We start from the raw sequence: 23495 nt of genomic DNA, 5'->3' as shown, positions 1-23495 counted from the left end.
GAGGCCGAGCGGTCACTTCGAGGGCCGCCGCGCCCGGCCCGTACCCCGTGTACGGAACCGGGCGTGGCGGCCCTCACCGTTTTCCGGGGCCCGTACGGCAGGATGTCCCCCATGCCGAGCCTCCAGAAGACGAGCCCTCCACGGGAACCGGCGGTGGTCTGCCCCACGCGCAGCGACGACGTGGCCGCCGCGGGCAGCGAACTGATCGGCGGGCCGATCGGCCGAAGGGCGCTGCTGGGCGCCGGACAGTTCACCCCGGTGCGCGTGGTGGCGCTGGTCGCCATCGGGATGTTCGCGCTCGGCATGGTGCAGAAGCTGCCCTGCTACAACTGGGCCTGGTTCCGCGGCACCACCTCGCAGTACACCCACGCCTGCTACTCCGACATCCCGCACCTCTTCTCCGGGCGCGGATTCGCGGACGGTCTGGTGCCCTACTTCGACCGGATCGGTGGCGACATACCGTTCCTGGAGTACCCGGTGCTGACCGGGCTCTTCATGCAGGTCGCGGCCTGGCTGACGCCCGGGGGCGTCCTGTCGGAGCGGGAGCAGGCCTACTGGATGGTCAACGCGGGCCTGCTGATGGTCTGCACGGCGGTCCTCGCGGTCTGTGTGGCCAGGACCCACCGCCGGCGCCCCTGGGACGCCCTCCTGGTGGCCCTCGCGCCGGCCCTGGCGCTGACCGCCACGATCAACTGGGACCTGCTGGCGGTCGCCCTGACCGCCGCCGCGCTGCTGATGTGGTCGCGTGGCCGGGCCCTCGGCGCCGGTGTGCTGCTCGGGCTCGCCACGGCCGCCAAGTTCTATCCGATACTGCTCCTCCTCCCCCTGCTCCTGCTCTGCTGGCGGGCCGGGAAGTGGCGCGCGTTCGGCACGGCGCTGCTCGGGTCGGTGGGCGCATGGCTGGCGGTCAACCTGCCGGTGATGCTGCTCGCGCCCGAGGGGTGGAAGCAGTTCTACGTCTTCAGCACGGACCGGAACGTCGACTTCGGCTCCATCTGGCTGCTCCTGAGCCAGACCACCGGCCGACAGGTGCAGCCGACGACCGCCAACGTCTGGGCGCTGGTCCTGATGGTGCTGGCGGCCGTCGGCCTCGCGATCCTGGCGCTCAGTGCGCCCCGCAGGCCCCGGCTGGCCCAGCTGGCGTTCCTGATCGTGGCCGCGTTCGTGCTCACCAACAAGGTCTACTCGCCGCAGTACGTGCTGTGGCTGATCCCGCTGGCCGCGCTCGCCCGGCCGCGCTGGCGCGACTTCCTCGTCTGGCAGGCCTGCGAGGTCATGTACTTCCTGGCCATCTGGTTCTACCTGGCCTACACGAGCAGCGGGAACAAGCAGGGCCTGCCGACCGACGGCTACCAGTTCGCGATCGTCCTGCACGTGCTCGGCACGCTGTACCTGTGTGCCCTGGTGGTGCGCGACATCCTCGCGCCGGACCGGGACCCGGTGCGGCGGGACGGCTCGGACGACCCCTCGGGGGGTGTTCTGGACGGTGCCGAGGACGTCTTCGTCCTGGGCGGCGCGGCGCGGCCCGCGCGGCACGCGGCTCCGGCGACGGAGGGCCCGCGGGTCGAGTGGGGCGGCCCCGGGAGCGTCCACGGCGGCGACCCCTGGGCGGCGCCGGGGAGCGCCTCACGGGAGTGAGCGGAGCGCAGACGTGAAAGAGGCCCCCGGGATCACCCGGGGGCCTCTCACGTGGGCGTGTGCCGCCCGGTGGCTCAGCGCTCGACGAGCCGGTCGTACTGGGTCGTGGTGTGGCGCAGATGGGCGACGAGCTCGTCGCCGACCTTCGGCTCCTGGGCGTCGGAGGGCACGAACAGGATCGACACCTGCATGTGCGGAGGCTCGGCGAACCAGCGCTGCTTGCCGGCCCAGACGAACGGGGAGAGGTTCCGGTTGACGGTCGCGAGACCGGCACGGGCCACGCCCTTGGCGCGCGGCATCACGCCGTGCATCGCCTTGGGAGCCTCCAGGCCCACGCCGTGCGAGGTGCCGCCGGCGACCACCACGAGCCAGCCGTCGGAGGCGGCCTTCTGCTGGCGGTAGCCGAACCGGTCCCCCTTGGCGACGCGGGTGACGTCGAGGACCGCGCCCCGGTAGTCCGTGGCCTCGTGGTCGCCCAGCCACAGCCGGGTGCCGATCCGGGCCCGGAAGCGGGTCTGCGGGAACTGCTGCTGGAGCCGGGCCTGCTCGTCGGCGCGCAGGTGGCTGACGAACATGGTGTGGAGCGGCAGGCGGGCGGCCCGCAGCCGGTCCATCCAGGCGATGACCTCCTCGACGGCGTCGGTGCCGTCCGGGCGGTCCAGGGGCAGGTGCAGGGCGAAGCCTTCGAGCCGGACGTCCTCGATGGCGGCGTGCAGTCGGCCGAGGTCCTCCTCGTGGACGCCGTGGCGCCGCATCGAGCTCATGCACTCGATGACGACGCGGGCGCCCACCAGGCCGTGCACGCCGTCCACGGAGGACACCGAGCGGATCACCCGGTCCGGCAGCGGCACCGGCTCCTCGCCGCGCCGGAACGGGGTGAGCACCAGCAGGTCGCCGCTGAACCAGTCCTTGATCTTGGCGGCCTCGTACGTGGTGCCCACCGCGAGCATGTCGGCACCGAAGCGGGCGGCCTCGTCGGCCAGCCGCTCGTGGCCGAAGCCGTAGCCGTTGCCCTTGCAGACCGGGACGAGACCGGGGAACTGGTCGATGACCGTCTTCTGGTGCGCCCGCCAACGAGCGGTGTCGACGTAGAGGGAGAGCGCCATGGCCGGCCCGGAACCTTTCTGGTGGCTGCGGTGTGTCAGCTGCGGTGGATCAGAGGTGTGCACGTGTGTACGAGACTACGCAAGCCTCGGTCGGGACGTCAGCGGCGCGACATGTAGATGTCCAGCGCCTTGTGCAGGAGCTTGTTGAGCGGGAAGTCCCACTCGCCGACGTACTCGACGGCCTCGCCGCCCGTGCCGACCTTGAACTGGATCAGGCCGAAGAGGTGGTCGGTCTCGTCCAGCGAGTCGGAGATGCCCCGGAGGTCGTAGACGGTGGCGCCCATCGCGTAGGCGTCGCGCAGCATCCGCCACTGCATGGCGTTCGACGGGCGGACCTCGCGGCCGATGTTGTCGGAGGCGCCGTAGGAGTACCAGACGTGGCCGCCGACGACGAGCATGGTGGCGGCGGAGAGGTTCACGCCGTTGTGCCGGGCGAAGTAGAGCCGCATGCGGTTGGGGTCCTCGTTGTTGAGGACGGTCCACATGCGCTGGAAGTACGAGAGCGGGCGCGGCCGGAAGTGGTCGCGGACGGCCGTGATCTCGTACAGCCGCTGCCACTCGGCGAGGTCCTCGTAGCCGCCCTGGACGACCTCGACGCCGGCCTTCTCGGCCTTCTTGATGTTGCGGCGCCACAGCTGGTTGAAGCCCTTGAGGACGTCGTCGAGCGAGCGGTTGGCCAGCGGGACCTGGAAGACGTAGCGGGGCTGGACGTCGCCGAAGCCGGCGCCGCCGTCCTCCGCCTGCTGCCAGCCCATCTTCCGCAGCCGGTCGGCGACCTCGAAGGCGCGCGGCTCGATGTGGGTGGCCTCGACGTCCTTCAGGCGCTTGACGTCCGGGTCCTGGATGCCGGACTTGATCGCGGCCGCGTCCCAGCGGCGGATGACGACCGGGGGGCCCATCTTCACGGAGAAGGCGCCCTGCTGCTTCAGGTGCGCGAGCATCGGCTGCAGCCAGTCGTCGAGGTTCGGGGCGTGCCAGTTGATGACCGGGCCCTCGGGCAGGTAGGCCAGGTAGCGCTTGATCTTCGGCAGCTGGCGGTAGAGCACCAGGCCGACGCCGACGAGCTCACCGGCCTTGTCGAACCAGCCGAGGTTCTCCGAGCGCCACTCGGTCTTCACATCCGCCCACGCCGGGACCTGGCAGTGGCTCGCCGCGGGCTGGCTCTGGATGAATGCCAGATGCTGCTCACGGCTGATGGTCCTCAGGGTCAGGCTCATGCGGGGCGCTCCTCGGCAGGTGTGTCCCCATCGGTCAGGGGCTCCGGCTCTCGCGCCGAAGCCTACTGTGGCCGTGGAGCGCCCCTGAGGGGACGTATGTCCCTAGACCGGCCTTCCGGCCCCGCGGATCAGGCGAGGCCTCCGTAGAACATGCCGAGGTAGAAGCCCACGGCAGAGGCGCCGAGGCCGACGATCAGGACGAAGCGCTCCCTGGTGGTCACGGAGATGAACTGTCCGTACGCACCGGTCAGGATGCCGATCAGTCCCGCCCAGGACGCCAGCACGTGCAGGCTGTGGAACTGGGCCGTGATGACGGACAGGAGCCCGAGGAAGAGCGTGATCCCCATCAGGGTGTCCTGGAGGGGGTGGGGCTTGCCGTCCGTGGCGAAGAGGGAGTGTCCGGGGTCGGGTCGCATTGCCTGTGCCATGGGGCACCTCCTGGCGTGGCTGCGGGAAGGCGGCGCACTGTGACGCCGCCGACATCCGTTGTGTACAGATTGCGTCCCCTCACCACCGGATTTCAACCGCAGGGCGATGTGCGGGTACTCTGTACGGTCTGCACCGGTGTCTGCCCAGGTCCATCCAGGACCCCGACGGAACCCTCGCTCGTCGAGGGGGACTGTCAGTGGTGGCGGATACCGTTGCTTACGCATCACGACCCTCCTGCCACGGAACGACCGTGGCCGCTGAGTCCAAAGGAGGTGGGTTCCACATGCGTCACTACGAGGTGATGGTCATCCTCGACCCCGATCTCGAGGAGCGCGCTGTCTCCCCGCTGATCGAGAACTTCCTCTCCGTCGTCCGTGAGGGCAACGGAAAGGTCGAGAAGGTCGACACCTGGGGCCGTCGTCGTCTCGCCTACGAGATCAAGAAGAAGCCCGAGGGCATCTACTCGGTCATCGACCTGCAGGCCGAGCCTGCGGTCGTCAAGGAGCTCGACCGCCAGATGAACCTGAACGAGTCGGTCCTCCGGACCAAGGTCCTCCGTCCCGAGACCCACTGAGCTTTCCGCTCACAGGTTTTCGGGTTCGAGTAGCACTAAGCAGCCAGAAGCAATCCCGCCGAGAGGTTCACCCATGGCAGGCGAGACCGTCATCACGGTCGTCGGCAATCTTGTCGACGACCCCGAGCTGCGCTTCACCCCGTCCGGTGCGGCGGTCGCGAAGTTCCGTATCGCGTCCACTCCCCGCACCTTCGACCGTCAGACCAACGAGTGGAAGGACGGCGAAAGCCTCTTCCTGACCTGCTCGGTCTGGCGTCAGGCGGCGGAGAACGTCGCCGAGTCGCTTCAGCGAGGCATGCGCGTCGTCGTGCAGGGCCGCCTGAAGCAGCGGTCCTACGAGGACCGCGAGGGCGTCAAGCGCACGGTCTACGAGCTGGACGTCGAGGAAGTCGGCCCCAGCCTGAAGAACGCCACGGCCAAGGTCACCAAGACCACGGGTCGCGGTGGCCAGGGTGGTTACGGCGGCGGGCAGCAGGGCGGCGGCGGTGGCGGCGGTAGCTGGGGTGGCAACTCCGGCGGCGGCCAGCAGGGCGGCGGAGCTCCCTCCGACGACCCCTGGGCCTCCAGCGCCCCGGCCGGCGGTCAGCAGCAGGGCGGCGGTAGCTGGGGTGGCAACTCCGGCGGCGGCTACTCGGACGAGCCCCCCTTCTAGGGCACTGCCCAGGAAGCAGCTCGTACCCAAACTTCTTGATCACACAGGAGAAACACCATGGCGAAGCCGCCTGTGCGCAAGCCTAAGAAGAAGGTCTGCGCATTCTGCAAGGACAAGGTCACGTACGTTGACTACAAGGACACGAACATGCTGCGGAAGTTCATTTCCGACCGCGGCAAGATCCGTGCCCGTCGCGTGACCGGCAACTGCACGCAGCACCAGCGTGACGTCGCCACGGCCGTCAAGAACAGCCGTGAGATGGCGCTGCTGCCCTACACGTCCACCGCGCGATAAGGGAAGGGTGACCGAAAAATGAAGATCATCCTCACCCACGAGGTCTCCGGCCTCGGTGCCGCTGGCGACGTCGTCGACGTCAAGGACGGCTACGCTCGCAACTACCTGGTCCCGCGTGGTTTCGCGATCCGCTGGACCAAGGGTGGCGAGAAGGACGTGGCGCAGATCCGCCGCGCCCGCAAGATCCACGAGATCGCGACCATCGAGCAGGCCAACGAGGTCAAGGCCCAGCTCGAGGGCGTCAAGGTCAAGCTGGCCGTTCGCTCCGGCGACGCCGGCCGCCTCTTCGGCTCCGTGACCCAGTCCGACGTCGCCTCGGCGATCAAGGCTGCGGGCGGCCCGGACGTGGACAAGCGTCGTGTCGAGCTCGGTTCGCCGATCAAGACCCTGGGCGCGCACCAGGTCTCCGTGCGTCTGCACGCCGACGTGGTCGCGAAGCTCGGCGTCGAGGTCGTCGCCGCGTAACGCTGCCTTCGGCAGTCTGCGCTCAGCAGTGAGGAAGGGCCGCACCCCTCGGGGTGCGGCCCTTCCGCCGTTTCACGTGAAACATCGGGTCAGCGGGTGGCCCCGGTGACGATCCAGCGGCCGGAGCGGGCGCGGAGCCAGAGGGTCGCCAGGCGGACCGTCATCATCAGCGTCATCGCACCCCAGAGCGCGGTCAGGCCGCCCCCGAGGGCGGGGACCAGCAGGGCGACGGGGGCGAAGACGGCCAGGGTCAGGAGCATGGCCCAGGCCAGGTAGGGGCCGTCACCCGCACCCATGAGGACGCCGTCGAGGACGAAGACCACCCCGGAGACGGGCTGGGAGAGCGCCACCACCAGGAGGGCGGGGAGCAGGGTGTCCTGGACCGCGGGGTCACTCGTGAAGAGCGGGATGAAGAGCGGGCGGCCGAGGATGAGCAGGAGCCCGAGCACGATCCCGGAGACCACGCCCCACTGCACCATCCGGCGGCAGACCTGCCGGGCGCCCTGGGGATCCTCGGCGCCGAGGTAGCGGCCGATGATGGCCTGGCCGGCGATGGCGATGGCATCGAGGGCGAAGGCCATCAGGCTCCACAGGGACAGGATGATCTGGTGCGCCGCGACATCGGCGTCACCGAGCCGGGCGGCCACCGCCGTGGCGATCATCAGGACCGCGCGCAACGAGAGCGTGCGGACCAGGAGCGGGACACCGGCCTGGGCGCTGGCCCGGATGCCGGCGGCGTCGGGGCGCAGGGAGGCTCCGTGGCGCCGCGCCCCGCGGACGACCACGACCAGATAGGCGGCGGCCATGCCGAACTGGGCGATGACCGTGCCCCAGGCGGATCCGGCGATGCCGAGCCCAGCTCCGTAGACCAGCCCGACGTTGAGGACGCCGTTGGCGGCGAAGCCGGCGATGGCGACGTAGAGCGGGGTCCTGGTGTCCTGGAGGCCGCGCAGGACGCCGGTGGCGGCCAGGACGACGAGCATGGCCGGGATGCCGAGGATGGAGATCCTCAGATAGGTGATCGCGTAGGGGGTGGCGGTGTCGGAGGCGCCGAAGACGTCCACGAGCCACGGGGCGGTGGGCAGCGTGAGCGCGACGACGCCGGCGCCCAGGAGCAGCGCGAGCCAGATGCCGTCGATGCCCTGCCGGATGGCGGACGGGAGGTCGCCCGCGCCGACGCGGCGGGCGACGGCCGCCGTGGTGGCGTAGGCGAGGAAGACGAAGACGCTGACGGCCGTGGAGAGCAGGGCCGAGGCGATGGCGAGGCCGGCGAGCTGGGGCGTGCCGAGGTGGCCGACGATGGCGCTGTCGGCGAGCAGGAACAGGGGCTCGGCGACGAGTGCGCCGAAGGCCGGGACGGCGAGCGAGACGATCTCGCGGTCGTGTTGCCGTCGAACGGCCTTGGGGGGCGCGGGGGCCTGATGCATGGGGTCAATCTAATCTTCCACAGGTAAGAGATGCAATGACCTTGCAACCCTTACTTGAGGAGGGAGTGGACCTTCGGGTGTGCGCCGTTTGTTCTGATCTTGGTCCGGACGGCGAAGTTTTTCTCCCCCACAGCCGGTGGATGGAAAAACCGCAGGTCAGAGTGGTTCGATCGTGGGTGGTATGAGTTTGTCCACATGGCTGTCCCCCGGTCCGTGCACAGGTTCCGGGGAGTTCTCCACAGCATCCGGGCCTTCACCCACAGGCCCTGTGGATAACCAGATTGGCTGACGGTGCCCGCGGGCCTACCGTGGTCCGGCGCACGACGCGCCAGAAGCGGAGTCAAAGCCTCTCGTTTGTCGGAGCCGTGGCGTAAGAAAGAGTGGCACGGCGAGGTCCGCGGAGCGGACGGGAGGAGGTGGCTTGGTGAGCAGTCCCGAGCCCATGGACGATCCCTGGGCCGACAGCGGACCAGGTGACCGGCTGCCCACCCGTACCCGCGGCGAAGGCCGGGGCCGGGGGCGCGGTCGTGAGGACCAGCACGAGCGAGGCAGCGAGGACTCCTGGGACTCCGGACTCTCCGGTTTCGAGCGGGTCCCCCCGCAGGACCTGGACGCCGAGCAGTCCGTCCTCGGCGGCATGCTGCTGTCCAAGGACGCCATCGCCGACGTCGTCGAGATCCTCAAGGGCCACGACTTCTACAAGCCGGCCCACGAGACGGTCTACGCGGCGATCCTCGACCTGTACGCGAAGGGCGAGCCCGCCGACCCCATCACGGTGGGCGCCGAGCTCACCAAGCGCGGCGAGATCACCCGCGCCGGCGGCGTCTCCTACCTGCACACCCTCGTGCAGTCGGTGCCCACCGCCGCCAACGCCTCCTACTACGCGGAGATCGTCCACGAGCGGGCCGTGCTGCGGCGCCTCGTCGAGGCCGGCACCAAGATCACGCAGATGGGATACGCGGCCGACGGCGACGTCGACGACATCGTCAACCGCGCCCAGGCCGAGATCTACCAGGTCACCGAGCAGCGGACCACCGAGGACTACCTGCCGCTCGGCGACATCATGGAGGGCGCGCTCGACGAGATCGAGGCGATCGGCTCCCGCAGCGGCGAGATGACCGGTGTGCCCACGGGCTTCACCGACCTGGACGCGCTCACCAACGGACTGCACCCCGGCCAGATGATCATCATCGCGGCCCGTCCCGCCATGGGTAAGTCCACGCTCGCCCTGGACTTCGCCCGGGCGGCCTCGATCAAGCACAACCTGCCCAGCGTCATCTTCTCCCTCGAAATGGGGCGCAACGAGATCGCGATGCGTCTGCTCTCGGCGGAGGCCCGGGTCGCGCTGCACCACATGCGCTCCGGCACCATGACCGACGAGGACTGGACCCGGCTGGCCCGCCGGATGCCGGACGTCTCGCAGGCCCCGCTCTTCATCGACGACTCGCCGAACCTGTCGATGATGGAGATCCGGGCCAAGTGCCGCCGCCTCAAGCAGCGCAGCGGGATCAAGCTGGTCATCATCGACTACCTCCAGCTGATGCAGGCCGGCGGCTCGAAGCGGTCCGAGAGCCGTCAGCAGGAGGTCTCGGACATGTCGCGAAACCTGAAGCTGCTGGCCAAGGAGCTGGAGCTCCCGGTGATCGCGCTCTCCCAGCTGAACCGTGGCCCCGAACAGCGCACGGACAAGAAGCCGATGGTCTCCGACCTGCGTGAGTCGGGCTCCATCGAGCAGGACGCGGACATGGTCATCCTGCTGCACCGCGAGGACGCCTACGAGAAGGAGTCCCCGCGCGCCGGCGAGGCCGACATCATCGTGGGCAAGCACCGTAACGGTCCGACCGCGACCATCACCGTGGCCTTCCAGGGCCACTACTCGCGCTTCGTGGACATGGCACAAACCTGATCGAGATCTCCGGGGCCGCGCGGCATGATCACCGTATGACCTCCTTCGAAGCCCTGCTTCCCAGCACCGAACGCGCCCTGCTGCACCGGGTCGCCGTCGCACAGGCCGAGGGCCGCTCGCCGTCCTTCGCCGCCGGAGTGGTCCGGGACGGCGAGACCGTCTGGTTCGGGTCGCGAAGCTGCGTCGACGGGCACGCCCCGGAGGCCGAGACGCAGTACCGGATCGGCTCGATCACCAAGGTGTTCACGGCGGTTCTGGTGATGCGGCTGCGGGACGAGGGGCTGCTCAGCCTGGAGGACCCGCTGGAGAAGCACCTGAAGGACACCGGTGTCGGCGAGGTGACGATCGCTCAGCTGCTCGGCCACAGCGCCGGGCTGGCGGCCGAGACCCCGTCGCCGTGGTGGGAGCGGACGCCGGGGACGGTGCGGCCCCTGCTGACCGACGTCCTGGGGGAGCGGCCGCAGCCCCACCCCGCCGGGCGGCTGCACCACTACTCCAACCCCGGCTACACCCTGCTGGGTTCCCTGGTCGAGGCGCTGCGCGGACGGTCCTGGGCGGAGGCGCTGCGGATCGAGATCCTGGAGCCGCTGGGGCTGCGCCGCACCACGGTCCAGCCGGTCGCCCCGCACGCGGGCGGCTTCGCCGTGCACCCGTGGGCCGATGTGATGCTGCCCGAACCCGCGCAGGACCTCGGGATCATGGCCCCGGCCGGCCAGCTCTGGTCGACCGTCGGCGACCTCTGCCGGTTCGCCGCGTTCCTCGCGGAGGGCGACGACCGGGTGCTCTCCCGGGCCTCCGTCGAGGAGATGAGGGTGCCCGCCGCTCCCTCGGCCGCCGGTGACGGGGAGTCGGGCTACGGCCTCGGCCTCCAACTGCTGCGCAAGGACGGCCGGACGCTCATCGGGCACACGGGATCGCTGCCGGGCTTCGTGGCCTGTCTCTGGGTGAGCGTCGACGACGGGCTGGCGACGGTGGCGCTCGCGAACGCCACCTCGGGGCCCCTGACGGCCCTTGTGGCCGCCGATCTCCTCCGGATCGTGGCCGAGGCCGAGCCGCGCATCCCGGAGCCCTGGCGCCCCCTTCCCGCGGCCGAGGTCGACCACGAGCTCCTGGCGCTCACCGGCCCCTGGTACTGGGGCACCTACGCCTACGGGCTGAGGGTCGGTCCCGCGCGCGGGGTGACCCTGGAGCCGCTGCGCGGCGTGGGGCGCCGGGCGAGCTTCCGGGCCCTGCCGGAGGGCGGCTGGGTGGGCCTCGACGGCTACTACGCGGGGGAGACGCTCCGGGTGGTGCGCCGGGCGGACGGTTCGGTGAGCCATCTCGACCTCGGGTCCTTCGTCTTCACCCGTGAGCCGTACGAGCCGGGGGACGCCGTCCCGGGTGGCGTGGACGAGGCGGGCTGGCGCGGCCTGTGAGCGGATGCGCGCTGTTTCACGTGAAACAGCGCGCTCTCCTTCCTCGGCCCGGGTCTCCGTCGTGGGCCCGACGTGCCCTCAGAGGCTCAGCTTGAAGCCGAGATGGGAGGCCTCGAAGCCGAGTCGCTCGTAGAAGCGGTGGGCGTCGGTGCGGGTGACGTCGGAGGTCAGCTGCACCAGTCGGCAGCCCTCGGCGCGGGACTCCTCGACGGCCCACTCGATGAGCCGGGTGCCGAGGCCGCTGCCGCGCTCGTCGGCGTGGATGCGGACCCCTTCGATGATCGACCGGGTGGTGCCCTTCCGGGAGAGCCCGGGAATGACCGTCAGCTGCAGCGTGCCGACGACCCGGCCCTCGCGCTCGGCGACGACCAGATGCTGGTTCGGGTCCCGGTCGAGCCGGAGGAAGGCTGCGGTGTACGGCGTGAGGTCCTCGGGGGACTCGCGCTGGGAGCCCAGGGGGTCGTCGGCCAGCATCGCGATGATGGCGGGGAGGTCGTCCTGGCGGGCGGGCCGTATCTCAAGATCGCTCATGAAGGGCAGGCTACGTCCCGCCCGGCGGGTCAGACGGGAACGCCGAGCCCTTCGACGACCCGGACCAGCGGGGCCAGCTCCGGGTTCTCGGCCGCCGCGTCCAGGGCCTCGCGCAGGGCCCCGTCGTTGGTGGGGCGGGCTTCGGCGAGGAGCTTCTGGCCGGCCTCGGTGACATCGGTGTAGATGCCGCGCCGGTCGGTGGCGCACAGGTACCGGGTGAGCAGCCCGCGGTCCTCCAGCCGGGTGACGAGCCGGGTGGTGGCGCTCTGGCTGAGCACGACGGCGTCGGCGACCTGCTTCATCTGGAGGTGTCCGCCGGGTCCGTCGTGCTGGCGGCTGAGCACGTCGAGGAGCGAGTACTCGCGCACGCTCAGACCGTGCCGGGACTCCAGCGCCCGCTCGATGTGCGACTCGATCCTGCCGTGCAGCAGGGAGAGGGCGCACCAGCCCTGGGAGAGGGCCGTCAGTGCGGGGTCCGTCGCGGTCATGGTCTCTCCTCGGTCTCCTCGTCCGGAGCGGCTACGTACCAGGGTAGACGATGGAGCGCAAAAATCCGCGTGTGCAAGTAATTGTCCGGGGGTGACCGGTCCGGCTATCCCGCCGCGACGGTGAGCGGGGCGAAGCGGCGGCGCCAGTCGCCCGGGAGCTCGGGGAGGGAACGGACCATGACCGTCGTGGTGGCGATCTGCTCCAGACCGTTCGCCTTCAGCCAGGTCGTCAGCGCGCCGTGCCGGTCGTCGACGTCCGTGCGCAGCGGGCGGTCCGAGGCGGCGGCCAGCGAGGCGACCAGGGCCTGTGCCGTGGCGGTGTCGCGGGCGATCAGCGGGCCGATGACATGGGTGTCCATGTTGGGCCAGATCGCGGCGAAGCCGGTGATCTCGCCGTCCTGCTCCGCGACGCGCAGCTGGTCGGCGAAGGCCGGCAGGCGGGCGATCATCGCGGTGCGGTCGACGCCGAAGATCTCCTGGTCGAGGCGCAGGACAGCCGGGAGGTCCTCCGCGGTCGCGGGGCGGACAGGAAGGGCGGGGGCCGGCTCGGTGAGGGTGAAGTGCCCCCGGAGCATCTCCGCCCGACCGATGTCGGTGAAGCCCAGCTCCTCGTAGAGCGGTCGGCCGTTCGACGTCGCGTAGAGGGTGAGCGGGGTGTCCCCCGCCTCGGCGAGGACGTGCCGCATCAGCCGGCGCCCGATGCCCTGGCGGGCGTACCGCGCGGAGACCAGGACCATGCCGATGGCGGCCAGCCCCGGTCCGTACGAGGTGACCACGCAGGCGGTCACCAGTCCCTTGCCGGAAGGGTCGTCGATGCCGTACCCCACGCCCGCGGCGAGCAGCAGCCCCCACTTGTACTCCTCCCGCTGCCATCCCCGGTCCTCGGAGAGGTCGGCACAGGCGAGGACGTCCTCCGTGGTGAGACGCCGGATGGGGAGCTGGTCGAGCGGGGCGTGTGAAGAGGGCATGGGGTTCAGGCTCTCCGAAGCGGCGCGGGCGCGTCCACCGCTTTACCGGAGCGGGCCGCCTCCCGCAGCCGGCGTCCGCGCCGGGTGAGTCCCCAGGGCTTGAGCACCGAGATCGCGGTCATGAAGAGATAGGCGCTGGTGGAGACCACGGGGGCAGCGACCAGGCTGGAGTCGGGGACGCCGGACGCCGCCGCGTGGGTGATCTCCGGGCGGAGTGCGAAGACCGTCGCGGCGGCCGTGGCCAGGGTGATCCAGAACTTGATCCAGACCCAGCGGTGCCTGGCCAGTCCCCAGGGCGTTCCCAGCGAGAGCACCAGGCCGCTGCCCAGGGTCGGCAGCGCGACCGGGGCCAGGAGCCAGTCCGCGAACACCTTCATGACGCGGTAGGCCGCTTCGGTCAGGGTGGGGTCCTGGGTCGTGTAGGCGGTGATGCCGAGGGTGAGCAGACCCAGGCTGAGGCCGAGCCAGGCCACGGAGACGGAGACATGGACGACGAGAAGTGCCCGCCGTGCGGGCCGCCGGAGATGTTTCACGTGAAACACGGTGCCGTTCGGACACCTGCTTCCGCGTCCGGCCGGGGGAGTAAGCGCCCGTACTAGCCTCGGCGTACATGACGACCTTCCACGGCAGCGGCAGGCTCCACCTCTTCGACCTCGACGGCACCCTCATCCGGGGATCGGCCGCCGCGGTGGAGATCTCGCGGCAGCTCGGACTGGGCAAGGAGATCGCGGAGCTGGAGCAGGGTTTCCTGCTGCACGGCCTCACCCCCGACGAGTTCGCGGTGCGGGCCCGGGCGCTCTGGTCGGAACTCACCCCGGGACAGGTGACGGCGGCCTTCGAAGGGGCGCCCTGGCTGGCCGGCATCCGGGAGGTCTGGGCGGGGATCCGGGCCGAGGGCGGCCACTGCGCCGTGATCTCGCTGTCGCCCGACTTCTTCGTCGAACGGCTGCTGGACTGGGGCGCGGACGCGGCCCACGGCTCCGCCTGGCCCGCCGTGCCGTTCACGGAGCCGATCCATCGCCCCGGGATCCTCGACGCCTCGGCCAAGGTGCGGATCGCCAAGGAGCTCTGCGAGCGCTTCGGAGTCCGACTGGATGCCTGCGTGGCCTACGGGGACTCGATGTCCGACGCGGAGCTCTTCGCGGTGGTGCCCGAGACGGTGGCCGTGAACGCGGACCACCACCTCGCTGATCTGGCCCGGCACCGCTACACCGGAGGGGATCTGCGCGAGGCCCACGCACTGGTCCGAAAGAACGCAGCCTAGTCGCCGAGGGGGCATGAGAGGCCGGAAATTCCGCTTTCTGCCCGAGCTTCGCGCCGGACTGTCATCCTGCGAACACGGAAGGCGACCACGGCGGTCGGCTGCGGGGAGGCGAGACATGACGGATGCTCTGGCTACGGCCACGGACGCGTCACCGCCTCGAATACCCCCGGAGGAGAGCGAGGCGCCCTCGCCGGACGCGGTGCTGGTGCGCCGCACGATGGTCGAGATCGCCCCGGTCGCCGACCGGGTGACCTCGTACTTCTACGCGCTGCTCTTCACCCACCATCCCGATCTGCGGGCGATGTTCCCGGCCGCGATGGACACCCAGCGCGACCGGCTGCTCAAGGCGTTGCTCACGGCGGCCGAGCACATGGACGACGTGCCCGTCCTCACCGAGTACCTCCGCAACCTCGGCCGCGGGCACCGCAAGTACGGCACCCAGCCCGCCCACTACCCGGCGGTCGGCGAGGCCCTGATCGGCGCCCTGGTCCGGTACGCCGACACCTGGGACGAGGAGACCGAGGGGGCCTGGGTCCGCACGTACACGACGATCTCGCAGATCATGATCGACGCGGCCGCGGAGGACGAGCAGCACGCGCCGGCCTGGTGGCAGGCCGAGGTGGTCTCGCACGACCTGCGGACCCCGGACATCGCCGTGATCACCCTGCGGCCCGACCAGCCGTACCCGTTCCTCGCCGGGCAGTACACGAGTCTGGAGACGCCGTGGTGGCCGCGGATATGGCGGCACTACTCCTTCGCCTCGGCCCCCCGCCCGGACGGCCTGCTCACCCTGCACGTCAAGGCGGTGCCGGCCGGCTGGGTCTCCAACGCCCTGGTCCACCGCGCCCGTCCGGGCGACGTCCTGCGCCTCGGGCCGCCCGCGGGCTCGATGACCGTCGACCACTCCACCGACAACGGGCTGCTCTGCCTCGGCGGCGGGACGGGCATCGCCCCCATCAAGGCGCTGGTCGAGGACGTGGCCGAGCACGGGGACCGGCGGCGCGTCGAGGTCTTCTACGGCGCCCGCAGCGGCCACGACCTCTACGACATCGACACGATGCTGCGGCTCCAGAAGACCTTCCCCTGGCTGGCCGTCCGCCCCGTCACCGAGGACCAGGGCAGGCTCCCGGACGCCGTGCGCCAGTACGGGCCGTGGGCCGAGTACGACGCCTATCTCTCGGGGCCGGTCGGCATGGTCCGCAGCGGGGTGGACGCCCTGAAGGGCGCCGGCATCCCCACCGATCGGATCCGCCACGACTTCCTGGCGGAGCTGGTCCCGCAGCCCTAGGGCGCGTCCGTGTGGTCGCGCCCGGCCCGAGCCGGCCCCGTCCTAGCCCAGGTCGGGGGCGTGCATCGCGCGGACGCCCTCGATGTTGCCGTCCAGGTAGTGGCGCAGGGAGAGCGGCACCAGGTGCACGGCGGCGATGCCGACCCGGCTGAAGGGCACGCGGACGATCTCGTACTCGCCCAGCGGCTCCTCGATCTCGGGGCCGTGGCGCAGCGAGGTGTCCATGGACTCCAGCCGGCAGACGAAGAAGTGCTGCACCTTCACGCCCGAGACCCCGCCGTCGACGATGTGCTCGACGGTGTCGACGAAACAGGGCACCACGTCGGTGATCTTGGCGCCCAGCTCCTCGTGCACCTCGCGGTGCAGGGCCTGGACGACGGTCGGGTCCGAGGGCTCGACCCCGCCGCCGGGCGTGAGCCAGTAGGGATCCACCCCGGGCTTGGTCCGCTTGATGAGGATGAGGTCGTCCCCGTCGAGCAGGATGGCGCGTGCGGTGCGCTTGACCACTGGTCGTTCGGTCATGGGAAGAAAATGGCCCGTCCCAGGTGTCCTGAAACTCACCAGCCCCCGGCGGTCCGCAGCAACCACTCATGAGCCCGTGCCAGATGCGGCAGCGCGAGCGTGCCGGTGCGGACGACCAGGAAGTAGGTGCGCAGCGGCGGCACCGGCGGGTCGAGGAGCGCCACGAGCCGGCCGCTGTCCAGGGCCTCCTCGCACAGATAGCGCGGCAGCACGGCGAGCCCCGCGCCAGCGGCGGTGGTCTCCAGGACGGCCCGCAGGTCCGGGGCTATCACCGTGGCGGCCGCGGCCGGCTTGGACTCGAAGACGGCGGCCCAGTAGCGGGAGACGAAGGGCAGCGACTCGTGCACCTCGACCACGGGCAGCTGCTCCAGGACGACCGCGCCCTTGCTGAGCAGCACCCCGGGGGAGAGTCGGGCGGCCCAGCGCGGGGCGGCGACCAGGACGTGCTCCTCGTCGCAGAGCGGGGTGGCGGCGAACAGACCGCCGCGGGGCCGGGCGGTGGCGACGGCCAGATCGTGGTGCCCGGCGGCGAGTCCGTCCAGGGTCTCCTCCGCGTCGCCGAGGAACGAGGCGCGGAGCGTGAGGCCCTGGGCGACCAGCGGGGTCAGGGCGGGCAGCACCCGGATCGCGGTGAACTCGGGCGGCCCGGCGAGATGGAGGGTGCGGATCCCGCTCTGTTCCTCCTGCCCGGTCTCGGCGATCTCGACGAGCGCGTCCAGATGCGGGGCGGCGCGGTGGGCCAGCTCGTCGCCGATGGTGGTGGGGGTGACCCCACGGGCCTGTCTGAGGAAGAGCGGGCGGCCGAGCTGTCGTTCCAGGGTGCGGATCTGGCTGGTGACCGCGGGCTGGGAGAGCCCGAGGAGGGCGGCGGCGCGGGTGAAGGAGCCGGCCCGGTGCACCGTGACGAACGTGCGCAGCAGGGCCAGATCCATGTCCGCCCCCTCCCGGCCGCGAGGGCCGTTCGACTCAGGCGGTCCGCTGACGGCGCCTCAGGACCGTCCAACTATAAATAAGTCGATAGGTCGCTGTCGCTACCGTGATTGGACACTGACGCAGAGTCAACTAGCCTTGTCCAGGCGGTTGTCCGCCGGGGGGAAGGGGGCGTTCCGAGCCACGAGGGGGGAGGTTCGGAACGTCCCGTCACGCGTGCGTGCCCGCTATCCGGTGCCCGCTATCCGGTGCCCGCGAGGCCCTCGTCGGCCGGGTCGCCCTTGGCCGCCGTGTCGAGCGCCCGAAGGACGTCGTCGATCAGGTCCTCCGGGTCCTCCGCGCCCACCGAGAAGCGGATGAAGCCCTCGGGCACGGCGTCCCCGCCCCAGCGTCCGCGCCGCTCGGCGGTGGACCGGACCCCGCCGAAGCTGGTCGCGTCGTCCACCAGCCGCAGCGCGTCCAGGAAGCGGTCCGCCCAGGCGCGGTCCGGCAGGACGAAGGAGACGACGGAGCCGAAGCGCCGCATCTGGCGGGCGGCGACCTCGTGAGAGGGGTCGCCCGGCAGCCCGGGATGGCGCAGCCCGGACACGTCCGGATGCGCGACGAGGGCCTCGGCGAGGGTCAGCGCGGTGCCGCACTGCCGGTCGAGGCGCAGCTGGAGGGTGGCCAGGGAGCGGTGGGCGAGCCAGGCCTCCATCGGCCCCGGGACGGCCCCGACGATCTTCCGCCAGCGCCGTACCTCGGCGGCCCTCAGCGGGTCGCGGCAGCTGACGTGCCCGAGCAGGATGTCGCCGTGGCCGGTCATGCCCTTGGTGTCGCTGGCGACGGAGAAGTCGGCACCGAGCTCCAGGGGGCGCTGGCCGAGCGGGGTGGCCAGGGTGTTGTCGACCGCGACCAGGGCCCCCGCCTCGTGGGCGGCCCGCACCAGGCGGCGCACGTCGCAGACGTCGAGCCCGGGGTTGGACGGCGTCTCGATCCACAGCAGCTTCGCCCCGTCCAGGACGGTGAGCTGGGCGTCGCCGCGGGTGGGCGCGGTGCGCACCTCGATGCCGTACGCCCGCAGCTGCTCGTGCAGCAGCGGCAGTGCCTGGTAGGCATCGTCGGGGAAGACGACGGCGTCGCCGGCGCGCAGCTGCGAGAGGACGACGGCGGAGATCGCGGCCATCCCGGAGGCGAAGACCAGGGTCTCGACCCCGGTCTCCCCCGGGGCCTCCAGCTCGCCGATGGCGCGTTCCAGGAGGGTCCAGGTGGGGTTCTCGTCGCGGCCGTAGGTGTAGGGGCCGGTGGGTTCGCCGGGCAGGTGGAAGTGGGCGGCGAAGACCGGGCCGGGCAGGGTGGGCTCGTACTTCACCGGTTCGGGCAGTCCGGCCCGGACCGCCCGGGTCCCGTCGCCGATCCGGCCGGGCCCCTCGGCCGGGGTGCCGTCGCCGCCGTCGGTGCCGCTCATCGGGTCCGCTCCTCCACCTCGTCGCGTACCGCGGCGAGCAGTCCCTCGCTCGCGGCCTCCACCATCTCCAGGCACTCCTCGAAGCCCTCCCGGCCGCCGTAGTAGGGGTCGGGCACGTCGAGCCGGTCGCCCGCACCGGGGTCGTAGGAGCGCAGCAGGCGTATCTTCGCGGCGTCCTGGGGGGTGGGGGCCAGCCGCCGCAGTTCGCGCAGGTGCCCCTCGTCGAGGGCGATCACCAGGTCCAGCGCCGGGAACCAGGAGGTGCGGAACCGGCGGGCGGAGTGCCCGGAACCGTATCCGTGCTCCTCCAGTACGTCCACGGTGCGCGGGTCGGCGGGGTCGCCCTCGTGCCAGCCGCCGGTGCCGGCGCTGTCCACCACGACCGCCTCGGCCAGACCGGCCTCGGCCACGCGGGCGCGGAAGACGTGCTCGGCCATCGGCGAACGGCAGATGTTGCCCGTGCAGACGAAACAGACGCGGTACGTCATGGCGGGGCCCTCAGTCGCCGTCGGGGAGGACGACGTTCAGCGCCCAGGAGACGACGGAGATGATCAGGCCGCCGAGGACCGCGGTCCAGAAGCCGTCCACGTGGAAGCTGAGGCCGAGCTGGTCGGACAGCCAGGAGGTCAGCAGCAGCATGAGGGCGTTGACGACCAGGGTGATCAGACCGAGCGTCAGGATGAAGAGCGGGAAGGTGAGCAGCTTCACGACCGGCTTCACCAGGAAGTTGACCAGGCCGAAGACCAGGGCGACCAGGACCAGGGTCCAGACCTTGTTCGCGGTGCTGTCGCCGGTGAGGGTGATGTCCGGCTGGAGGATCCAGACGGCCACCGCCAGGGCCCCCGCGTTCGCGAGCGTCTTGACTACGAAATTCTTCATGTGTCAGATCGTGGCAGACGTGATCGAGCCAAGGCAGGGGCGAAGGAACCATGAAGGCATTCCGACTGGACGAGCTGGAGGCGGAGCGAGCCGCCAACGAGGGTGCGTACCTCCAGTTCCTGCGGGAGCGGAACATGTCGGTCGGGCTGTACGCGCTCGACGCGGGGCAGCTCGACCCGCAGCAGCCGCACGGGCAGGACGAGGTGTACTTCGTGGTCAGCGGCCGGGCCGCGATCACGGTCGGGGACGAGACCACCCCGGTGGCGCGGGGCAGCGTGGTCTACGTGCCGGCCGGGGTGCCGCACAGGTTCCACCACATCACCGAGGACCTGCGGGTCATGGTGGTCTTCTCGCCGCCGGAGGCCTGACGCGCGGGCATCCGGGGTCCGAGGCGGCCTGGGGGTCCCCGGTCCGCGCCCCCTAGGGGTCGGGTCAGGGAAGAGCGGGGGCCGTGGGGCCCCCGCTCACCAGGTGCGCGCGCCTAGCATCGAGGGTGTCGGCGGCACCGGAAACGGCGGGCGCCGACACCCCCGGGGTCCGGACGGATCCCGCGGGACCGGACTCTTCGGGAGATGAGGTAAGCGCAATGGCGGTGAAGGAGATTCTCGCGGGGATGCCGTGGTGGGTGAAGTGGGTCGCCATACCCGTTCTCGCGCTCGTCGTCTTCGGCGGACTGATCACGAGCGTCCTGACCTTCGTGGTCGGCCTGCTCTTCAAGGTGCTGCTGTTCGTGGCGCTCGTCGGTGGCCTGATCTTCGTCGTACGGAAGTTCACCTCGTCCTCCGGCTCGCGCGAGGACTGGTAGCACGAGTTACCCGTTGGTATGGGCCAACCGGCGGGGATTAGCCCGGCCGGGGGAACGCGCCGGTTGAAACCGGCCGGGCCCCGTGGCCTGCCATTAGAGTGGAAACCTCTGCCGCCCCAGGAGCAACAGGCGTAGACCCGGCGGTCCCAGGTCGCGGTGGGCGCGCGGGGGCGGCCCCCGCGGGCGGATGCGGCGCATCCGTCACTCGCCTGGGGGTGACCTTTGGCCACGGCTTCGCAGACCGCTGCTCCTACCCTGATCGGATCGGTGCAGAGGGCGCTGAGACTTCTGGAGGCCGTGGGCTCCCATGAGGACGGGGCGCCCGCCAAACAGCTCGCCCGCGAAGCGGGGCTCCAGCTTCCCACCGCGTACCACCTGCTCCGCACCCTGACGCACGAGGGATATCTGCGTCGTGAGAAGGGTGTGTTCGTCTTCGGCGACGCCGCCGGCCGTCTGGTCGGCGGCGGAGTTCTGCAGAATCGTCGCACCAAGGTGGAGGACTCCCTCGCGCACTGGCGCGACGCCATCGGCGTCCCCGTCTACTTCGCCATCTACCGCGAGGGCGAGATCGAGCTGGTCGCCGTCGCCGACACCCCCGCGGCCCCCGCGGTCGAGGAGTGGGCCGACTTCCGAGAGACCGGCCACGCGCACGCCATCGGGCAGTGCCTGCTGAGTCAACTCGATCTGAAGAGCCGTCAAGACCACCTCGACCGCCATCCGGTGGAAGCCATCACCCCGTATACGGTGCGTAATCGCCATGCCCTTTTGGACCGTTTGGGCGGAATGGGGCGAATGGAGCCCCTGGTGGAGCGTCAGGAATATGCGCTCGGCACGGTCTGTGCGGCCATCCCCATCACGGCGGGGTCCACGGCGGCCGCCATGGCCATTTCCGTACCCCTTCACCAGGAAGAACGGTTGCTGCCTGCTATCGCGCAGCTACAGAACGAGATCGGAAGGCTCTTCAGTTCGCTCGCCTTCTCTATCAGTATCTGAAAAATCACTCCTTGTGATCTGCTAGCGCGTACAGCACGATTGCGTCAAGAGGGCCATGGGGGATCATTCCTGGCCGTTTCGACCACAGCTTTCAGCAGCGTGTTTACACAACCGCTTCGTCTACTGGTTCGGGGTACATGATGCGAGAGACGGTTCAGGCCGAAGTCCTGATGAGCTTCCTCGTCTCCGAGGAGCTCTCCTTCAGGATCCCGGTGGAACTGCGATACGAGGCCCGCGACCCCTATGCGGTGCGGATGACCTTCCACCTTCCCGGAGACGCGCCCGTGACCTGGGCGTTCGGCCGGGAACTGCTGCTCGACGGGATCAACAGGCCCAGCGGGGACGGGGACGTGCACATCGCCCCGACCGACCCGGACGGGCTCTCCGACGTGATCATCCGGCTCCAGGTCGGCGCCGACCGGGCCCTGTTCCGGGCCAGCGCGCCGCCGTTGGTCGCCTTCCTCGACCGCACGGACAAGCTCGTCCCGCTCGGTCAGGAGCGGACGCTCGGCGACTTCGAGGACCACTTGGAGGCGGAACTCGGCCGGATCCTCGCGGAGGAGAACGCCGGCTGAGGCCCACGGGGGCCCACCCGGCCCCCGGCCTCCCGGTATCGGGTCCCCGGGCCCATGCCCACGGCCACGCCCACGTCCGGCTCCGGCTCCGACTCTGGCCAGGCCCCCCGGCACCCGCGGCTCGGTCGGTCACTTGGCCCGTCGGCGGCGGCCGCCCCTGCCCGGGCGCTGCGCATCGGCCCCCGGCCGGTCGGCGGAGACCACCAGCGCCGCGAGGGCGGTGGTGACGGGCACCGAGGCCACCAGGCCGATCGAGCCGATCAGCGTGCGGACGATCTCCTCCGCGACCAGCTCGCTGTTGGCCACCGTCCCCACGCTGCTCTGGGCGATCGAGAAGAGCAGCAGCAGCGGCAGGGCGGCACCCGCGTAGGCGAGGACCAGGGTGTTCACGACCGAGGCGATGTGGTCGCGGCCGATCCGGATGCCGGCCCGGTAGAGCGCCCGCGGACCCATCCGCGGATCGGCCTGGTGCAGCTCCCAGACCGCAGAGGTCTGGGTGACCGTCACGTCGTCGAGCACGCCGAGCGAACCGATGATGACGCTCGCGAGCAGCAGGCCCGACATGTCGATGTTCGGGTAGAGGCCGTGGATGAGACCGGTGTTGTCGTCGGTGTTGCCGGTGAGCGAGGCCCAGCCGATGAAGAGCGAGCCGAACAGCCCGATCAGCAGCAGCGAGATCAGGGTGCCGAGCACCGCCACCGAGGTCCGGGCGGAGAGGCCGTGACACAGGTAGAGCGCGATGAGCATGATCGCGCTCGCTCCGACGATGGCGACCACCAGCGGATTGGAGCCCTGGAGGATCGCCGGCAGGATGAAGAGGGTCAGCACCAGGAAGCTCGCGCCGAGCGCGATCAGCGCCATCACGCCGCGCATCCGGCCGACGGCCACGACCACCAGCGCGAAGATGCCGGCCAGCACCGCGAGGGGCATCTTCCGGTTCACGTCGGTGACCGAGTACTGCAGGTCGTGCGGTGCGTCCGGGGCGTAGGCGACGACCACGCCCTGGCCGTCGTGGAGTTGCCGCGGCGCGTCCGGCTGCACGATCTCGGTGAAGGTGCGGCCCTTGTTCGGGCCCGAGGCGACCTCGATCGTCGCCTTCGCGCACTGTCCCCGCTGGGAGTTGACGGCCTCGCGCCCCTCAGGCGTGGAGGTGTCGCCGGTCGGCGGGACCTGGGCGACGTTCACGTCCTTGCAGTCGACCTGCTCGACGGCGACGACCCGGCCCTGCTCGGTCTGCCGGTCGAAGCCGACGCCGGTGCGCTCGTGCGCCGGGGCGCCGCCGGGCCACAGCACCACCAGGCCGATCAGCACGGCGGCGCCGAAGGGGATCAGGACCGCGGCGATGACCTTGCGCAGATGGCGCGAGACGGGTGCGGCCGGCCCGTGGCTGTGCGCGTGCGAGTGGCCGTGGCCCCCGCCGTGCCCTCCGCCGCTTCCGCCGTCGTGGCCGTGTCCGCCGGGGCCACCGTGGCCGTCGTGCCCGCCCGGGCCGTGCGAATCGGGGGTCTGCTGCGTGGAAGTCACCGACCGATCATCGCAAGAACGCGGGGGACCCACTGTTCAGCACGCCAGGGATGGCGCTAGCGTGGTGACACCTTTGCACACGCGGGAGCTCGGAGCACCGGGCTGAGAGGGCGCTGATCACCGTACGCGCGTACTGGACGTACGTACGGGAGGAGGCT

General features: G+C 70.8%; 27 protein-coding genes. 13 read left to right on the top strand and 14 right to left on the bottom strand.

Annotated features, from left to right (window positions below):
• Window positions 1-111 precede the first annotated feature (111 nt).
• On the top strand, window positions 112-1638 hold the full coding sequence (locus ABD981_RS20450; protein ID WP_046908668.1) for a glycosyltransferase family 87 protein: 1527 nt from the start codon (window positions 112-114) through the stop codon (window positions 1636-1638).
• Window positions 1639-1712: 74 nt separating this feature from the next.
• Here the strand turns inward: ABD981_RS20450 and ABD981_RS20445 are convergent, their stop codons facing one another.
• The 3 genes from ABD981_RS20445 to ABD981_RS20435 all read right to left on the bottom strand — a co-directional run bounded on the left by ABD981_RS20445 (window position 1713) and on the right by ABD981_RS20435 (window position 4389).
• Window positions 1713-2744: an alanine racemase gene (locus ABD981_RS20445; protein WP_046908667.1), complete on the bottom strand. Its 1032-nt coding sequence runs from the start codon at window positions 2742-2744 to the stop codon at window positions 1713-1715.
• Between the two features lie 98 nt (window positions 2745-2842).
• On the bottom strand, window positions 2843-3961 hold the full coding sequence (locus ABD981_RS20440) for a lipid II:glycine glycyltransferase FemX (RefSeq protein ID WP_046908666.1): 1119 nt from the start codon (window positions 3959-3961) through the stop codon (window positions 2843-2845).
• 128 nt (window positions 3962-4089) lie between these two features.
• Window positions 4090-4389, bottom strand: coding sequence for a hypothetical protein (locus ABD981_RS20435; RefSeq protein WP_046908665.1), 300 nt, complete (start codon window positions 4387-4389; stop codon window positions 4090-4092).
• Between the two features lie 284 nt (window positions 4390-4673).
• On the opposite strand from ABD981_RS20435, the gene rpsF reads away from it, so the two are divergent.
• From rpsF to rplI, 4 genes are all read left to right on the top strand, one after another.
• The gene (gene rpsF, locus ABD981_RS20430; RefSeq protein WP_004950685.1) at window positions 4674-4964 is read left to right on the top strand and encodes a 30S ribosomal protein S6; all 291 of its coding nucleotides are present in this window, start codon (window positions 4674-4676) and stop codon (window positions 4962-4964) included.
• Window positions 4965-5037: 73 nt separating this feature from the next.
• A complete protein-coding gene (locus tag ABD981_RS20425; RefSeq protein ID WP_046908664.1) occupies window positions 5038-5616 on the top strand; it encodes a single-stranded DNA-binding protein in 579 nt (192 codons plus the stop codon).
• A gap of 57 nt (window positions 5617-5673) precedes the next feature.
• A complete protein-coding gene (gene rpsR / locus ABD981_RS20420; protein WP_003949403.1) occupies window positions 5674-5910 on the top strand; it encodes a 30S ribosomal protein S18 in 237 nt (78 codons plus the stop codon).
• A gap of 18 nt (window positions 5911-5928) precedes the next feature.
• The gene (gene rplI, locus ABD981_RS20415; RefSeq protein WP_046908663.1) at window positions 5929-6375 is read left to right on the top strand and encodes a 50S ribosomal protein L9; all 447 of its coding nucleotides are present in this window, start codon (window positions 5929-5931) and stop codon (window positions 6373-6375) included.
• A gap of 89 nt (window positions 6376-6464) precedes the next feature.
• Here the strand turns inward: rplI and ABD981_RS20410 are convergent, their stop codons facing one another.
• Window positions 6465-7802 (bottom strand): MATE family efflux transporter, encoded by a 1338-nt coding sequence (locus ABD981_RS20410; protein ID WP_046908662.1) that lies wholly within the window; start codon window positions 7800-7802, stop codon window positions 6465-6467.
• A 442-nt stretch (window positions 7803-8244) separates the two neighbouring features.
• On the opposite strand from ABD981_RS20410, the gene dnaB reads away from it, so the two are divergent.
• Window positions 8245-9708 (top strand): replicative DNA helicase, encoded by a 1464-nt coding sequence (dnaB, locus tag ABD981_RS20405; RefSeq protein ID WP_046908661.1) that lies wholly within the window; start codon window positions 8245-8247, stop codon window positions 9706-9708.
• Between the two features lie 35 nt (window positions 9709-9743).
• Entirely contained in the window at window positions 9744-11123 is a 1380-nt protein-coding gene (locus ABD981_RS20400; protein WP_046908660.1) for a serine hydrolase domain-containing protein, read from the top strand.
• Window positions 11124-11201: 78 nt separating this feature from the next.
• Here ABD981_RS20400 and ABD981_RS20395 read toward each other — a convergent pair whose 3' ends face one another.
• The 4 genes from ABD981_RS20395 to ABD981_RS20380 all read right to left on the bottom strand — a co-directional run bounded on the left by ABD981_RS20395 (window position 11202) and on the right by ABD981_RS20380 (window position 13643).
• Complete coding sequence (locus ABD981_RS20395; RefSeq protein ID WP_046908659.1) at window positions 11202-11654, bottom strand: GNAT family N-acetyltransferase; 453 nt, start codon at window positions 11652-11654, stop codon at window positions 11202-11204.
• Window positions 11655-11683: 29 nt separating this feature from the next.
• Window positions 11684-12142, bottom strand: coding sequence for a MarR family winged helix-turn-helix transcriptional regulator (locus ABD981_RS20390; RefSeq protein WP_046908658.1), 459 nt, complete (start codon window positions 12140-12142; stop codon window positions 11684-11686).
• Window positions 12143-12246: 104 nt separating this feature from the next.
• Window positions 12247-13110, bottom strand: coding sequence for a GNAT family N-acetyltransferase (locus tag ABD981_RS20385; protein ID WP_046908657.1), 864 nt, complete (start codon window positions 13108-13110; stop codon window positions 12247-12249).
• A 5-nt stretch (window positions 13111-13115) separates the two neighbouring features.
• On the bottom strand, window positions 13116-13643 hold the full coding sequence (locus ABD981_RS20380) for a hypothetical protein (RefSeq protein WP_046908656.1): 528 nt from the start codon (window positions 13641-13643) through the stop codon (window positions 13116-13118).
• A gap of 77 nt (window positions 13644-13720) precedes the next feature.
• Between ABD981_RS20380 and ABD981_RS20375 the strand changes: the two genes are divergently transcribed.
• A complete protein-coding gene (locus ABD981_RS20375; protein ID WP_046908655.1) occupies window positions 13721-14374 on the top strand; it encodes an HAD family hydrolase in 654 nt (217 codons plus the stop codon).
• A gap of 13 nt (window positions 14375-14387) precedes the next feature.
• Window positions 14388-15662 carry a globin domain-containing protein gene (locus ABD981_RS20370; RefSeq protein ID WP_382748443.1) on the top strand — a complete coding sequence of 425 codons (1275 nt, stop codon included), beginning with the start codon at window positions 14388-14390 and terminating at the stop codon, window positions 15660-15662.
• Window positions 15663-15704: 42 nt separating this feature from the next.
• Here ABD981_RS20370 and ABD981_RS20365 read toward each other — a convergent pair whose 3' ends face one another.
• From ABD981_RS20365 to ABD981_RS20345, 5 genes are all read right to left on the bottom strand, one after another.
• On the bottom strand, window positions 15705-16184 hold the full coding sequence (locus ABD981_RS20365) for an NUDIX domain-containing protein (RefSeq protein ID WP_046908654.1): 480 nt from the start codon (window positions 16182-16184) through the stop codon (window positions 15705-15707).
• Between the two features lie 35 nt (window positions 16185-16219).
• Window positions 16220-17116, bottom strand: a complete 897-nt coding sequence (locus ABD981_RS20360) for a LysR family transcriptional regulator (RefSeq protein ID WP_046908653.1) — start codon at window positions 17114-17116, stop codon at window positions 16220-16222.
• 239 nt (window positions 17117-17355) lie between these two features.
• Complete coding sequence (locus ABD981_RS20355; protein WP_046908652.1) at window positions 17356-18561, bottom strand: cystathionine gamma-lyase; 1206 nt, start codon at window positions 18559-18561, stop codon at window positions 17356-17358.
• The gene (locus tag ABD981_RS20350) at window positions 18558-19049 is read right to left on the bottom strand and encodes a low molecular weight protein-tyrosine-phosphatase (RefSeq protein WP_046908651.1); all 492 of its coding nucleotides are present in this window, start codon (window positions 19047-19049) and stop codon (window positions 18558-18560) included. The genes ABD981_RS20355 and ABD981_RS20350 overlap by 4 nt, the downstream gene beginning before the upstream one ends.
• Before the next feature lie 10 nt (window positions 19050-19059).
• Window positions 19060-19440, bottom strand: a complete 381-nt coding sequence (locus ABD981_RS20345; RefSeq protein WP_046908650.1) for a phage holin family protein — start codon at window positions 19438-19440, stop codon at window positions 19060-19062.
• A 50-nt stretch (window positions 19441-19490) separates the two neighbouring features.
• Here ABD981_RS20345 and ABD981_RS20340 point away from each other — a divergent pair, with 50 nt between their 5' ends.
• From ABD981_RS20340 to ABD981_RS20325, 4 genes are all read left to right on the top strand, one after another.
• Window positions 19491-19808, top strand: coding sequence for a cupin domain-containing protein (locus ABD981_RS20340; RefSeq protein ID WP_046908649.1), 318 nt, complete (start codon window positions 19491-19493; stop codon window positions 19806-19808).
• A 218-nt stretch (window positions 19809-20026) separates the two neighbouring features.
• On the top strand, window positions 20027-20245 hold the full coding sequence (locus tag ABD981_RS20335; RefSeq protein ID WP_205628193.1) for a DUF5326 family protein: 219 nt from the start codon (window positions 20027-20029) through the stop codon (window positions 20243-20245).
• A 255-nt stretch (window positions 20246-20500) separates the two neighbouring features.
• Complete coding sequence (locus ABD981_RS20330) at window positions 20501-21238, top strand: IclR family transcriptional regulator (RefSeq protein ID WP_123954605.1); 738 nt, start codon at window positions 20501-20503, stop codon at window positions 21236-21238.
• Window positions 21239-21378: 140 nt separating this feature from the next.
• Complete coding sequence (locus tag ABD981_RS20325; protein WP_046908718.1) at window positions 21379-21813, top strand: SsgA family sporulation/cell division regulator; 435 nt, start codon at window positions 21379-21381, stop codon at window positions 21811-21813.
• 129 nt (window positions 21814-21942) lie between these two features.
• On the opposite strand, the gene ABD981_RS20320 is transcribed toward ABD981_RS20325, so the two are convergent.
• Window positions 21943-23370 carry a YibE/F family protein gene (locus ABD981_RS20320; protein WP_046908648.1) on the bottom strand — a complete coding sequence of 476 codons (1428 nt, stop codon included), beginning with the start codon at window positions 23368-23370 and terminating at the stop codon, window positions 21943-21945.
• Window positions 23371-23495: the final 125 nt, after the last annotated feature.

The organism is Streptomyces showdoensis (assembly GCF_039535475.1).
GTDB classification, from domain to species: domain Bacteria; phylum Actinomycetota; class Actinomycetes; order Streptomycetales; family Streptomycetaceae; genus Streptomyces; species Streptomyces showdoensis.
Note: the sequence above shows the minus strand (reverse complement) of the source record. Positions and strands in the feature narration are given on the sequence as shown.